General features: G+C 42.2%; 14 protein-coding genes. 6 read left to right on the plus strand and 8 right to left on the minus strand.

Translation table 11 applies throughout. The features are described from left to right. Positions 1 to 238: 238 nt before the first annotated feature. From C9J48_RS04385 to yajL, 3 genes are all read left to right on the plus strand, one after another. Entirely contained in the window at positions 239 to 1,057 is an 819-nt protein-coding gene (locus C9J48_RS04385) for a nucleoside-specific channel-forming Tsx family protein (protein ID WP_006230855.1), read from the plus strand. A gap of 189 nt (positions 1,058 to 1,246) precedes the next feature. Further along, the gene (gene panE, locus C9J48_RS04390; protein ID WP_006230854.1) at positions 1,247 to 2,212 is read left to right on the plus strand and encodes a 2-dehydropantoate 2-reductase; all 966 of its coding nucleotides are present in this window, start codon (positions 1,247 to 1,249) and stop codon (positions 2,210 to 2,212) included. Further along, positions 2,202 to 2,822 carry a protein deglycase YajL gene (gene yajL, locus C9J48_RS04395; RefSeq protein ID WP_006230853.1) on the plus strand — a complete coding sequence of 207 codons (621 nt, stop codon included), beginning with the start codon at positions 2,202 to 2,204 and terminating at the stop codon, positions 2,820 to 2,822. The genes panE and yajL overlap by 11 nt, the downstream gene beginning before the upstream one ends. A 50-nt stretch (positions 2,823 to 2,872) precedes the next feature. Here the strand turns inward: yajL and thiI are convergent, their stop codons facing one another. The 3 genes from thiI to pomA all read right to left on the minus strand — a co-directional run bounded on the left by thiI (position 2,873) and on the right by pomA (position 6,228). Beyond that, positions 2,873 to 4,321 (minus strand): tRNA uracil 4-sulfurtransferase ThiI, encoded by a 1,449-nt coding sequence (gene thiI, locus C9J48_RS04400; protein WP_006230852.1) that lies wholly within the window; start codon positions 4,319 to 4,321, stop codon positions 2,873 to 2,875. A gap of 204 nt (positions 4,322 to 4,525) precedes the next feature. Next, positions 4,526 to 5,458 carry a flagellar motor protein MotB gene (locus C9J48_RS04405; protein WP_006230851.1) on the minus strand — a complete coding sequence of 311 codons (933 nt, stop codon included), beginning with the start codon at positions 5,456 to 5,458 and terminating at the stop codon, positions 4,526 to 4,528. 8 nt (positions 5,459 to 5,466) lie between these two features. Then, positions 5,467 to 6,228 carry a flagellar motor protein PomA gene (pomA, locus tag C9J48_RS04410; protein ID WP_006230850.1) on the minus strand — a complete coding sequence of 254 codons (762 nt, stop codon included), beginning with the start codon at positions 6,226 to 6,228 and terminating at the stop codon, positions 5,467 to 5,469. A 216-nt stretch (positions 6,229 to 6,444) separates the two neighbouring features. Between pomA and xseB the strand changes: the two genes are divergently transcribed. From xseB to dxs, 3 genes are read left to right on the plus strand one after another with little or no spacing between them, the layout of a single operon-like run. Then, the gene (gene xseB / locus C9J48_RS04415; RefSeq protein ID WP_006230849.1) at positions 6,445 to 6,687 is read left to right on the plus strand and encodes an exodeoxyribonuclease VII small subunit; all 243 of its coding nucleotides are present in this window, start codon (positions 6,445 to 6,447) and stop codon (positions 6,685 to 6,687) included. Then, complete coding sequence (ispA, locus tag C9J48_RS04420) at positions 6,680 to 7,582, plus strand: (2E,6E)-farnesyl diphosphate synthase (protein WP_006230848.1); 903 nt, start codon at positions 6,680 to 6,682, stop codon at positions 7,580 to 7,582. The genes xseB and ispA overlap by 8 nt, the downstream gene beginning before the upstream one ends. Before the next feature lie 24 nt (positions 7,583 to 7,606). Continuing rightward, positions 7,607 to 9,469, plus strand: a complete 1,863-nt coding sequence (dxs, locus tag C9J48_RS04425) for a 1-deoxy-D-xylulose-5-phosphate synthase (RefSeq protein WP_006230847.1) — start codon at positions 7,607 to 7,609, stop codon at positions 9,467 to 9,469. 108 nt (positions 9,470 to 9,577) lie between these two features. Here dxs and C9J48_RS04430 read toward each other — a convergent pair whose 3' ends face one another. From C9J48_RS04430 to ribH, 5 genes are all read right to left on the minus strand, one after another. Next, complete coding sequence (locus C9J48_RS04430) at positions 9,578 to 11,653, minus strand: hypothetical protein (RefSeq protein ID WP_006230846.1); 2,076 nt, start codon at positions 11,651 to 11,653, stop codon at positions 9,578 to 9,580. Between the two features lie 164 nt (positions 11,654 to 11,817). Further along, complete coding sequence (gene pgpA, locus C9J48_RS04435) at positions 11,818 to 12,303, minus strand: phosphatidylglycerophosphatase A (protein WP_006230845.1); 486 nt, start codon at positions 12,301 to 12,303, stop codon at positions 11,818 to 11,820. 3 nt (positions 12,304 to 12,306) lie between these two features. After that, on the minus strand, positions 12,307 to 13,281 hold the full coding sequence (gene thiL, locus C9J48_RS04440; protein ID WP_006230844.1) for a thiamine-phosphate kinase: 975 nt from the start codon (positions 13,279 to 13,281) through the stop codon (positions 12,307 to 12,309). A 94-nt stretch (positions 13,282 to 13,375) separates the two neighbouring features. Beyond that, on the minus strand, positions 13,376 to 13,843 hold the full coding sequence (nusB, locus tag C9J48_RS04445) for a transcription antitermination factor NusB (RefSeq protein WP_006230843.1): 468 nt from the start codon (positions 13,841 to 13,843) through the stop codon (positions 13,376 to 13,378). Further along, entirely contained in the window at positions 13,843 to 14,313 is a 471-nt protein-coding gene (gene ribH, locus C9J48_RS04450) for a 6,7-dimethyl-8-ribityllumazine synthase (RefSeq protein WP_006230842.1), read from the minus strand. Before ribH ends, nusB begins: the two co-directional genes overlap by 1 nt. Between the last annotated feature and the right edge of the window lie 63 nt (positions 14,314 to 14,376).

A 14,376-nucleotide genomic window follows, 5' to 3' on the forward strand; every position in this document is an offset into this window, starting at 1 on the left:
TTTCCAGTGTTTTTTCAGTACCTTCTTCTTTTTTGATGCCACCTGCGCAACACTTTACTTGCTTAAATTTAAGACCCTCACACAAAACTAAGAATCTACGCTAACCTTGTTTTAGATGCATTGTTCATTTTTTGACCGTACAGAACAAAGCACTACTTTAAGGCTATGTTCAAAGACAAATACAATATGAACAATGCCAAACAATGAAACAGCAACGGCATAAAAGCGAGATCTCTCCATGAAAAAAATACTCTCTACACTCAGTATTGGCTCAGCTTTAGCGTTATCTAGTACCGTTTTCGCCGTCGACTATTCCGACGATATTCACAAAAATGACTACAAATGGCTCCAATTCAACCTTATGTATGCCTATGAAGAACTACCTCGTGATCCCGATGCTCATTCTGGGCATGATTACTTGGAAATGGAGTTTGGGGGACGCTCTGGGATCTTTGATTTATATGGTTATATTGATATTTTTGATTTAACCGAAAGCAGTGCCAGCGATAAAGACGGCAAACCTAAAATGTTCATGAAATTTGCCCCACGAGTATCACTCGATGCCGTAACCGGAAAAGACCTTTCTTTTGGCCCCGTACAAGAACTCTACTTTGCAACATTGTTTAATTGGGGAGGCGGAACAGAAGCTGATTTTGAACCCAATAATTCCTTCTGGGGCATAGGGTCCGATATCAATGTGCCATGGTTTGGCAAGGTTGGGCTTAATTTCTACGGTTATTATAATATTACCGCCAAAGACTGGAATGGTTATCAAATATCGACCAATTGGTTTAAACCTTTTTATACCTTAGATAATGGTAGTTTTGTTGCTTATCAAGGTTATATTGATTATCAATTTGGTGCAGGAAGTAGCTTCCAAGGTAATTCTCAAGCCAGCCATGGTGGTGTGATGTTTAATGGTCTTTATTGGCATTCCGACCGCTATTCAGTCGGCTATGGCTTCAAATTATATAATGATGTGTATTTAATTGAAGATACAAATTCATTCGAATCAACAGGTATAAGCCACTACGTTGCAGCTACCTATAAATTCTAAGTCCCCCTCTTTCTAACCGCTCTTTTTCTGCTCTTTTTACATAGGTTCTTCATGATAATTTTCATTAAGAACCTATGTATCTTAAAAACGTAAGACGAAAGCCCTTTAAAAAGAAAAACCATCAAGCCATACCGTTATAATTCCAGCTCATGATATGATCTTAGTAATAGATAAATTTGGAATAATGCCGTGCAGATAACGATTTTAGGCGCTGGTGCCATCGGATGTTTATGGGCTTGCCGCTTAGCGAAGCAAGGTCATCACATTCACTTTTGGACAAGAACAAACAAACCATCATTCCCTATCGTATTGAATGCCTGTATTCAAACAAAAGATAGTATCCAAGCAGAAGATGGCACTCATAAAAAAAATCATATTAAAACGCCATTATCACCAGAACACTTTGATTTTACGAGCAATAACATACAAAGCATTGCCAAGAGCGAGCTTATCATTGTAACGGTAAAAGCATTCCAGGTTGAGCAAGCCTTAAACGACATAGTTGATCATACTGCACCACACACTCCCATTATGATTATGCATAACGGAATGGGAACACAGCAGCACGTTAAAACGCAGCTCATTGATCACCCTATTCTTTATGCCACCACGTCTCAAGCTGCTTTCAAGCCTAACAAAGAACAAATAAACCATACCGGATTAGGTCCAACATGGATAGGTGCTTTTAATCAATCGGCACAGGATTTCGACAGCCTTGCAGAGCTCTTTGATCAAGCTTTAGCACCTTGTGGCTGGCATCATGATATTAATGAACCGTTGTGGCAAAAGTTAGCCATTAACTGTGCGATTAATCCACTAACAGCAATTCATCAATGTCAAAATGGTGAATTAGCAAACCCTAAATTTCATAGCGTTCTCACGCAAGTTTGCCATGAAGTCGCAGAGGTCATGCAGGCAGAAGACTACGATATAACTGCAGAAAAGTTAAAGCAAACAGTCGATACCGTTATTAAGGCGACTGCGGCTAACTATTCATCCATGTATCAAGATATTTTCCAGCAAAGAAAGACTGAAATCGATTATATTACGGGTTATCTCATTACACGGGCAAAGGTACACGGCATTGCTGTACCAATGAATACCCAGCTATGGCAAGACGTTAAATTATTGGAGCAAAACCACGATGACAAATGATGATCACAACCGCACAATGACTGTTGCTGTTTGTATCGCCCCCGGTACTGAAGAGATGGAAGCGATCAATACGATTGATATTCTTTTGCGCGCAGGGTTTGATGTAACAACAGCCAGTGTTGCCTCAGACGGTGCATTAATCGTTGCTGGCTCTCGTGGTATTAAATTAGTTGCCGATGCGGCATTAGTGACGGTTGCTGATGAACAATTTGATTGTGTAGTGTTACCTGGTGGTGTGGGTGGCGCTGAGTGCTTCCGTGACAGCCCGTTACTGGTTGAGTTCGTAGAGCAGCATAAGTACGACGGTAAGCTGATTGCGGCTATCTGTGCTGCTCCTGCACTTGTTCTAGAGCATCACAACATGTTTCCGACTGCAATAATGACAGCACACCCTGCCTTCCAAGACTATATTCCTGAAGAACGTCGCCGTACTAAGCGAGTTGTATATGATGTGAATGGCAATTTGCTAACCAGCCAAGGGCCTGGCACTTCACAAGAATTTGCGTTAGAAATTATTGTTCGTTTAGCGGGTAAAGAAAAAGCGGCTGAAGTCGCGGATCCGATGGTTGTATGGCCAAATATGCATTACGACGTTTTACCAAGGATATAAAAAAAGCGAGAACCAAGGTTCTCGCTTTTTTATTTTGATGATGCTTTCAACTATGGGCGGTAAACTTTGATATTACCGTAACCATTCTCGGTCAAATATAGTGCTTGTAAGCGGCTCATTACACCACGATCACAATACAATAAGTATTCTTTGCTTTGATCAAGATCGCCAAACTGAGTCGCTAATTTATAGAACGGAAGGTGTTTTACTTCCACGCCATCAATAACAAGCGGACTTTCGTCTTCTTCATCTGGACTACGAATATCCAGAACGATTGCACCATCACCAATTTGATCAACAAGCTCTATCTCTGGTGCTTGTTCTTGGCTTTGTTTTTCAATATCTCGAATATCCATCACGCGCGCCTCTTCAATCACACGATCAAGGATAGCAAAGTCAAAATTAGCTTCTTCTTTTTCAAGCTTGGCTTTGACTGCTTTGATCGTTGGATTTTTCGAGATAACACCACAGAATTCAGGCATTGTTTTTGCGAATTCTTCTGTGCCAATATTACGAGCAATATCAATGATATCTTCTTTATCCCAATTAATAAGTGGACGAAGAATCAAACTGTCCGTCACATTATCAATCATACGTAGGTTGGTTAGAGTTTGGCTCGACACCTGACCTAACGCTTCACCTGTAACAAGCGCTTGAATACCATAACGCTCTGCAACCTGACCAGCAGCTCGCATAAACATACGTTTTAGCACAACACCCATTTGGCCGTTGTCCACTTTCTCAAGGATTTCAGCAACAACAGGTTCGAAATCAATCGAGATAAATTTAACTTTTGCTGATGACCCGTACTTTTTCCATAAGAAGTGAGAAACTTGCTTCACACCAATCTCATGGGCAGGACCACCTAAATTAAAGAAACAGTAATGAACTTTACTGCCACGCTTAATGTGCAAGTAGCTTGAAACACCAGAGTCAAAGCCACCTGAAATTAGGCTCAATACGTCTTCTTGTGTACCAAGAGGGAAACCACCTAAGCCTTTATGGCGGTGTAATACTTGATGTAGGTGATCGTAATCAACTTCAACGCGTACTGTTATATCTGGATTCTTTAATTTGACACTTGCCGATTCAACCGCTTGGTTTAGACCGCCACCAACGTAACGTTCCAGTTCAATCGACGTAAAATCATGCTGGCCACGGCGCTTAGCACGTACACAGAATGTTTTACCTTCTAGTTGTTCGCCAACAAGTTCAAGCGTTTGCTCGAAAATATCGTGCAAATCTTTAAATTCAGTCTGCTTCACTTCCAACGTATGATGAATACCTGGAGTCTGCATCAAAATCGCCAGTATTTGATCGCGATCACTGTCATCGTTTGCTGTAACTTCAATATGATAACGACGGTTATATACCGCAACGGATTCAGACACACGCTTAACCATAATGCGAATGTTGCTATCAAGAATCTTTATAAAACGTTTACGAACAGAGTCGCTTTTACAAAAGATCTCTGGATGGGGCTTAACGATAAATTTCATAACATGCTTCGCTACACTGGGCCAAATTAATACCGAACGGAATCAACGGCGCGGATTATACAGCAAGCAAGCAGTTGCTGAAACCTTGCTGTTATTGAAACCTTATAACCATAGCCGCTAAATCAAATAGACGTCACCTTTCAATCTCAAACAATTACAGAAAGATAGGTGCTCTAAAACCCCGCACCTTAAGACTAATAATAGCTATTCAGCGCTTTTCTGTATGTCTGCACTTGTCACTTCATCAGAGTAATGCGGCTTACCTTGCATGATCGAAATCTCAACGCGACGATTTACTTTCCGTTCTTCTGCCGTTTTATTGCTATTTAATGGCGCTGTATCCGCTAAACCGACCACCCGTAATCGCTTGTGATCAAACCCTTTGACTTGCTCCATTTCTTGAGCAACAGAAACTGCTCGCTGCGCAGATAAATCCCAATTTGAGCGGTATAGTTCAGAATCTAACTTCTGATTATCAGTATGACCTGAAATTCTAATAATGCCGGGAACATCTTTCACTAAGTCAGCAATCTGTCGCACTAAGGGCCGAAATTTAGGCTGTAAAAAAGCAGAACCCGCCGGGAACGCCCCTTTTTCTTTGATTCGAATAACGACTTGTTGACCAAAATTTTCAACTTCAATCGCACCATCTTGAATTTCGCGATCAAGTGCTTTTTGCATGACTTCCAATAACTGCTCTTGCGACTCAGACATCTCAGATTGATTATTTTGATTCATTTGAGTTGCCACATCAGCCGATTGCCCACCAGTTAACTTACCCGCATCACGCTTGGTGCCTCCGGCACGGTCTGATTCACCATCGTGGAAATCTAGCGTACGTTGAGTCATATCAATGGTTTGTTGCATGATAACTTCAATCGGTGTTGGCTCAGGTCGCCCAGGGCGAAATTCTTGCGCGATAACACTGGTGCCTTTAGGAATATCTTTCACTTCCAGCATATTTTGAACACCAAAAGCAAATTTCATCGAACCTGCAATCTGTTTAAATTTCAGTACATCCATCTCTGAGAATGACAACAAGAGTACAAAAAAACACATTAACAAGGTCGCTAGATCCGCAAAGGTCGCCATCCATAACGGCGCGCCAGGGGGACACTTGCAATCATCTTCTTCCATTGTGACCTCTAACCATCTACGTCTACGCCACGTTTTTTCTCATTAAGGTAATTTTTCAAGTACCCATCGATCACTCGCGGATTCTGACCATCTTGAATAGCAAGAACACCATCAAGAATTAATCGACGATTCAATTTCTCTTCGTTCTTACGTAATGACAATTTGTCAGCAATCGGTATTGCCACCATGTTCGCAACAATAGAGCCATACAAGGTGGTTAACAAAGCCACAGCCATTGCAGGACCAATTGATTTAGGGTCATCCATGTTGGACAACATCGCAACTAAACCGATTAGCGTACCAATCATCCCCATTGCTGGTGCAACATCACCAAAGGAGCTAAAAATACCCACCCCTTTTTCATGTCGCTCATTGGTTAAGCCGATATCTTTTTGTAACGTCGCCCGAACAACATCAGCATCATGACCATCAACAAGCAGATCGATACCTTTACGTAAGAAGGTGTTATCAACTTCCATTTCTTCTAACGCTAAAAATCCTCCTTTTCGCGCGGCGTCAGCCATTTCAACAATTTTAGCGATTAAGTCTTCTGGATTGTCCGTTTTGAACATGAATGCTTTCACTGCAATTTTAGCTGCACCGAAAAACTGACTAATGCTGTATTTAATCAAAACAACAAATGTGGTTCCTCCCAGTACAATCAATACCGAGGGAACATCAAAAAACATCCCTAAACTGCCACCTAGTAACATTGCCATTGCTACAAATGCGAATGAACCTACTAGGCCTATAAGCGTTGCCAAATCCACGAAAAGCTCCCCTTTTTGTGACGCATCGTATTTATTATTAAATCAACAGCGGTATTCTACAGAAGTGTACCTATATCGGCACCTTTCGTTTTTCATTTAGCTTTCTTCGTTCAAAAGACGAAAATTACTGCCTCAAACACAAAATCATGTGACATAATTTGACCCAGATTACTCTCTGCGTTACTTTTCCAACACTTAGAAAATAGTGAATGATTTATGGCCGCTAAAAAACCAGAAAATATGGCATTTGAAGCTGCATTAGATGAACTCGATTCCATTGTAAACGAGTTAGAGTCTGGTGATATTGCACTCGAAGATGCATTAAAGAAATTTGAACGCGGTATTATGCTTGCTCGCACTAGTCAGAAAAAACTTACGCAAGCAGAGCAGCGTGTAGAAATATTACTTCAAGCTGATGATGAAGCACCACTGACTGAATTTAATGAGAACAATGAATAACAATTTAACTTTATCACAGTCACTGAAACATTATCAGGATCGTAGTAACCAACATTTAGCTCAATGGCTTGAAGCGCAGCCTTTTGCCGATCAAGCATTAGTAAAAACCATGAAATATGGCACATTACTCGGCGGCAAACGCGCGCGTCCGTTTTTAACCTATATTACGGGTCAAATGCTAGGGGCTGAATGTGCCGATCTTGATACTCCTGCTGCAGCGGTTGAATGTATTCATGCTTATTCATTAATTCATGATGATCTGCCAGCGATGGATGACGATGAACTACGTCGTGGTCACCCAACATGCCACATTGCATTTGATGAAGCTTTGGCTATTCTTGCTGGAGATGCCTTACAAACACTTGCTTTCGAAATTCTAGCAGATGGTCAATTAAGTGATGACGGTAATACTCAACGTATTGCGATGATCAAAGAGCTTGCTCAAGCCTCTGGCGCTGCCGGAATGTGTGTAGGTCAAGCACTTGATTTAGAAGCAGAAGGTAAACGTGTAGATTTACAAAAGCTTGAAGCTATTCATAAGCACAAAACGGGAGCTCTTATCCGATGTGCTGTACGTTTAGGTGCTCTCGCTGCAGGTCAAAAAGGCGTAGCGGTATTGCCACAGCTAAACCAATTCGCCGACGCGATTGGTCTCGCATTCCAAGTTCAAGACGATATTCTTGATGTCACAAGTGATACTGAAACCCTAGGGAAACCACAAGGTTCAGATCTCGCGCTTGATAAAAGTACCTACCCAGCCTTACTTGGATTGGAAGGTGCACAACAAAAAACACAACAACTTTATCAAGAAGCGCTACAAGCATTGGATGCAATACCCTACAATACAACCCAATTAGAAGTTTTTGCCCGATACATTATCGAACGCAATAACTAAAATCAGTAAAAGCGCCGAAATGTTATGACTCTGGATATATCAAAATACCCTCATCTTGCCTTAGCCAATACGCCAGATGAACTACGCTTACTGCCGGTTGAAAGTTTACCGGAGGTATGTGATGAACTACGTACCTACTTGCTTAACTCAGTCAGCCAGTCAAGCGGGCATTTTGCCTCAGGTCTTGGTGCTGTAGAACTGACTGTTGCCTTACATCATGTATATAACACACCTTTTGATCATTTGATCTGGGATGTAGGTCATCAAGCTTACCCACATAAAATTCTGACTGGTCGTCGTGACCAGATGTCAACGATCCGCCAAAAAGATGGCATCCACCCATTCCCTTGGCGTGGTGAGAGTGAGTACGACGTATTATCTGTCGGTCACTCTTCAACCTCGATCAGTGCAGGTCTTGGAATGGCTATCGCCGCTAATAAAGAAGGCTTAGGCCGTAAAGTTGTTAGCGTAATTGGTGATGGTGCAATTACCGCAGGCATGGCATTTGAAGCCATGAACCATGCAGGTGATGTACATTCAGACATGTTAGTGATTCTAAATGACAATGAAATGTCAATTTCAGAAAATGTCGGCGCATTGAACAACCACTTAGCTCGCTTACTCTCTGGCAGCCTTTACACCACCATTCGTGAAGGCGGCAAGAAAGTATTAGCTGGCGCGCCACCGATCAAAGAATTGGTTAAACGCGCAGAAGAACATATCAAGGGCATGGTTGTTCCTGGCACCATGTTTGAAGAGCTAGGCTTCAACTATATTGGCCCTGTTGATGGTCATGATGTTGCTGAATTAGTCAAAACCTTGAAAAATATGCGTAATCTGAAAGGGCCACAGTTCCTTCATATTATGACAAAAAAAGGTAAAGGCTACGCACCAGCGGAAGCGGATCCAATTAATTACCATGCTGTACCTAAATTCGATCTAAGCCAAAACCCGTTACCAAAAGCGACAAATGCTAAACCGACTTTCTCGAAGATTTTCGGCGATTGGTTATGTGATATGGCAGCTGAAGATGAAAAGCTAATGGCTATTACGCCAGCGATGCGTGAAGGCTCTGGCATGGTACGCTTCTCGAAAGAATACCCAAGCCAGTATTTTGATGTCGCAATTGCAGAGCAACACGCTGTAACGCTAGCAAGTGGTATGGCTATCGGTGGATATAACCCCGTTGTTGCTATCTACTCAACATTTTTACAGCGTGGCTATGATCAATTAATTCACGATGTTGCCATTATGGAACTTCCTGTAATGTTTGCTATTGATCGTGGTGGTCTAGTTGGCGCCGATGGTCAAACTCACCAAGGTGCTTTTGATCTTAGCTTTATGCGTTGTATTCCTAATATCGTGATAATGGCACCAAGCGACGAAAATGAATGTCGCCAAATGCTATACACGGGTCATAAGCATCAAGGCCCAAGTGCGGTACGTTACCCTCGCGGTAATGGATTAGGCGCAGATATACAGCACGAAATGACCGCACTTGAAATCGGTAAAGGGATTGTTCGCCGTCAAGGTGAGAGAATTGCTATCCTGAGTTTCGGTACGATGCTGGGATATACGTTAGAAGCCGCTGAAAAATTGAATGCAACGGTGGCTGATATGCGGTTTGTGAAGCCACTTGATGAAGCGCTCATTCTAGAATTAGCCGCCAATCATGATGTATTGGTTACGGTTGAAGAAAACGCTATTGCCGGTGGTGCTGGCAGTGGCGTTATCGAGTTCATGATGAAATCAAAATGCTTAAAGCCAGTGCTTAACATTGGTCTTCCCGACCGTTTTGTTGAGCAAGGAACACAGCAAGAGCTGCATACTGCATTAGAAATTGATGCCGCTGGTATTGAAAAGCAAATTCGTGATTATATTGCTTAACTTAAGCTTTTATCGCTAAAAGGTAAGTCTCAACTTACTTGCCTTCCTCCTAGTTTCTAGCCTTTACTAGAAACTAGGGCGCTTCTCTGCCCAGCCTAATCGACCTCTCTATCTTACTCTTTTAAGCACTGCCCCTTCATAACCATTCAATTCTATATAATGCATCGGTGCACTCAACGAGCCATCGCGATTCACCCGTCGATATACACCAGGCAATGAAACGCGTAAGGGTTTTGAATTAAAATAGCTGACTTGATTACGTTCTTTAGAAGCTCGATAAACCACTAAACCACCACTGTATTGCCTTGCCATCACACCTTCATTTGGAAATTCACTGACCCAGCCAGAACGATATAACCAAAACCAGTTCGCTTTATGTAAACTCACTTTTTCTTGTCCGACTAGAAGCTTTGTTTCTGTTGTTTTTGCTTTACCTTGCTTACTTTTCCAGTAAACAGGCTTGTAGCCTTTCGGAATTTTACTGGGGTACCCAATGGAAATATCAAGCATTTTAGTCGGTTGATAAGCCCAATTTTTCGGTATACCTTGGCGATACCAGTTCGACGAGCCGTGATTATCATTATCAAACTGGGTATTATTACTGCCGTAAATAAACGTCTGATTCCAGCTATGGTAATACGTTACTTTGGGTAAATTAAAAAAGTAATATAAGGCTAAACCCGTCTCGATATCTTTATGCCATGCAATACTTGAGGTGAAATTGTTTTCGCTTCTTCCCCCTCGTGTTGTTGCCATGATTAAGCTTTTATCACCTAATTTCGCCAATGCAAAGCTATCCCACGATCGTTGCATTCGATCTAACCCCATTCCAGGGCTAAGATAATGTTCACGCAGCCATACGTCCATAATATCGCGTAACGGTGCGGGCCAAGCGGTGTACTCCCAAAGATTAAGTTCTGATATATTTGCAGCTAGCCAGCGTGTGCCAGTTTTAATTTTGACTATTTGAAGAAAGTCAGCCATCTGCTCGGCGTAAAATTTAGCTGCCTCATCATTACCAACCTTAAAAGGAAGCTCTGCAATCTGCCCGCCAGTAATTAACGTAAATTGATTTTCACCAAGCAACTTAGCCATATCATCGTTATAAGCACCGCTCAAACCTTGTCGTTGCCAATCATAATGATACCAATCACCGTATAAATCATTTATCTCAGTGCGGTTAAAATTGGTTCGATACCAACAGCTATTTCTCCACAACCCTGAGGCTGGAATTAATCTCGCTTGATGCTTAAAACGCGCACTGGCTTTTAGATTACCTCTTGTGCTGTATTCAATTTCATTAATAAATCCATCATGATTACGATCATTTTGATCATCCCAGCCAGGGAAAGATAAGGTGTTATTATCAACCTCAATCCAAGGCTTTAGACTCAAAGCAGACAGCGTTGTACCTGCTGGCCAATTTAACTTTAAGGCCCAAATTTTCAAGCCACTACTTAATACTTTCAACCCCGTGTTCATCTCACGATCTTGGTAAAAAGGGAATGATGACAGCCAAGCGGATGCTAACGTAAATTCACCTTGCCAAGTATTTTTCCGCTTTATCCACCGAGTATCTGACGAGGTCCATTTAGCGATATTGCCATCATCACCAGCAACACTTCTCATAACACTCGGAACAGTATCAGCAACTACCTCAAACTGATCAAACGGGTAAGAAGAGATCAATATTATTTCGTCTGAAGGTTTAAGGCTTAAAGGCGGTCGGGCGGTCGAAAGGTTACCATCACGAATGAGTAATAAATGAAGGGGCTGCCCTTTTAGTAAGTAATCCATCCCTCCATCAATCGAAGGAACAGATAAGACGGTATTTTCCAAGTAATGAAGATACGCATTTTCAACATCGATACCTCGTTCTGCCGTTTTTTTATTTAACCATGCGGTTTTTTCTTCAGGTCGACAGTCAAACTTCTGGGTATACATATAGCCCATAGCAATTGTTTGCAGGTTTAAAGCGACATCATCTAAACTGCCAAATACTACATCAGCATGCTGAACTTCCCACTCTTTTACCTCTTTGGCGGAATCAAACACTGATGTGGCTAACGGCTCTTCCCACACACCTGGTAATACCCAGCCAGTTGCCGTTGATGGATATACTTGGCTTAGCGCCGAGAAAGAAGTAAAAAGAAATGCAGCCCAAACAAGGTGTAACCAACCCATATCTCACCATAACCATTAGTGATTTAGTTTACATAAAGGTTAGACGAACAAATTATAGCCTGTTGATTGATTTAGCATAACGCATAAAAAAACCGCGCCATGCACGGTTTAATAATACTAGCCAACTGAAAGTATAAATACTGAAAAGCTAGCTAATATAATAATTACCAGCCAAACCAGTGGCCAACACCCCATAGGCAAATCATCGCCATAAAACCAGCAAGAATATCGTCAACCATAATGCCAAAACCACCATGCACATGCTTATCTAGCCAACTGATAGGCCATGGTTTGATCATGTCGAAGAATCGGAACAACACAAATCCTGCCAGTATCCACTGCCAACTCACTACTGGCGCAATGGCCATCGTTATCCAGAAACCAACAAATTCATCCCATACAATACTGCCATGATCATGTACTCCCATGTCATCAGAGGTTTTCTGACAAATAGTAATACCAATTACCGCAGCAACAATCGTTATTAAAATATATACCGCAAAGGGAAGTTGAACGATCAATAAATACAAAGGTATAGAGGCAACGGTACCCATTGTGCCGGGAATGATCGGAGATAAACCACTCCCAAAACCTGTGGCTAAAAAGTGCCACGGGTTTTTTAAATTTATATTATCTTTAGGATTACTCACTTTTTACTCCGCGAAATGGTCAAAACCGTGCAACTGCCAATTTAGCAGTTTATCGTTTTGGGTCAACTGAATACCTTGCCCTGGTCGCAACTGACCAACACAAGTTGCTTTAACACCTGTATGCGCTAGTGACGTATCAACTGTCCCTCGATTATGCTCTGACACAGTAAAGCACAATTCATACTCTTCACCACTGGTAAGCGCAAGTTGTTGGGCTTTTTGCCTATCACTCTCGAACGCCAGCAATTCATCAGAAAGAGGTAATTTATCAACATCAATAACGGCTGAAACCTGCGACCGTTTTAGAATATGCCCTAAATCTGAAATAAGCCCATCAGAAATATCTAATGCCGCTGAAGCGATACCAATCAATGCTTGCCCTGTAAGCACTCTAGGGTGCGCTTTATAGTGCCGTTCTAATAAGGTATTTCTTAACGCATTATCTGCAACCGTGACCTCATTAAGCAATATCGCTAACCCTGCCGCACTATCACCAAGGTTTCCGGTTACATAAATCCAATCACCTGACTTTGCCCCTGAGCGCGTGAGTGCCTTCCCTTCCGGAACAAAACCGTGAACGGTTAGGGTAATGCTTAAAGGGCCTTTCGTCGTATCACCACCAATAAGCTGCACATTAAAATATTCTGCAAGAGCAAAGAACCCTTCACAAAATTGGCTTAACCATGCTTCATTAGGTTCGGGCATGGTCAGTGCTAACGATACCCATGCAGGCGTTGCTCCCATTGCAGCTAAATCACTAAGGTTCGACGCTAAGGCTTTATGAGCAATGAGTGCAGGATCGGCATCAGCAAGAAAATGGGTTCCCGCAACAAGGGAATCCGTGCTGACAGCGAGATGGCTGCCAGTAGGCACAGAGAGTAAGGCGCAATCATCGCCAATTGCGAGGGCAACATCACGACGATTGACAGATTGGTGCTCAAAATAGCGAGCGATAAGATCAAATTCGTTACTGGCCATAATATTTTATTATTAGTTGATAGATATGATAGTAAAGAGAAAAATCAGATAGAAAAAAGGCCAGCAATTGCTGGCCTCAAAACGTCTTTTTCGATTACTTTTTGCGAAGTGTTGGCGCTGCTTTATCAAGCACACCGTTCACAAATTTGTGGCTATCTTCAGCACCGAATAGCTTAGCTAGTTCGATTGCTTCGTTGATAACTACTTTATAAGGAACATCATCGCGTTTAGTCATCTCATACATCGCTAAGCGAAGTAGAGCAAGTTCCATCTGGTCCAAATCTTGAAGTGGACGAGAAAGGTAAGGACGCATCTTGCTGTCCAATTCCTGATGGTTCTGTACAACACCATTCAAAAGATCATGAAAGTAGTTTAGATCTGTATGTGGTGCAGCAAGACTAGGTGCATCAGCCTGGTGCTCTTCTTCTTCAAATTTGTCATCAGAAAGGAACTGTTGCTCGATTTCCGCAACATTGCCTTTCGTGATCTGCCATGAATAAATTGCTTGGATAGCAAAATGACGAGCATTACGACGTGCAGCTGGTTTCACATTAACCCCCATTAGGATTCGATTTGGGACAGTACATTTACCATTTCAAGCGCGCTTAGTGCAGCCTCTGCCCCTTTATTACCAGCCTTGGTACCGGCACGCTCAATGGCTTGTTCGATTGAATCTACAGTCAGAACGCCAAATGCAACTGGAGTATTGTACTCTAGTGCGACTTGCGCCAGACCTTTATTACACTCGCCGGCAACATAATCAAAGTGTGGTGTTCCACCACGGATCACAGAGCCTAAAGCAACGATAGCGTCATAACGATCACTCTTAGCAACCTGCTGAGCAACAAGTGGTAACTCATAAGCGCCAGGGCAACGAACAACTGTAATATTGTCATCGCTTACCTGACCTTGACGTTTAAGTGCATCTAATGCACCAGCAAGTAAGCTTTCGTTAATAAAGCTGTTGAAACGTGCAATTACGATAGCAATTTTTGCGTTTGGTGCCGCGATAGCGCCTTCAATTACATTCATGGGCCTTCCTGTGACTATGTCTTTCCGATACGAGAAACCGCGGGAGTCTACCACACTTTATAT

It is taken from the genome of Photobacterium profundum (assembly GCF_003026285.1).
GTDB classification, from domain to species: domain Bacteria; phylum Pseudomonadota; class Gammaproteobacteria; order Enterobacterales; family Vibrionaceae; genus Photobacterium; species Photobacterium profundum.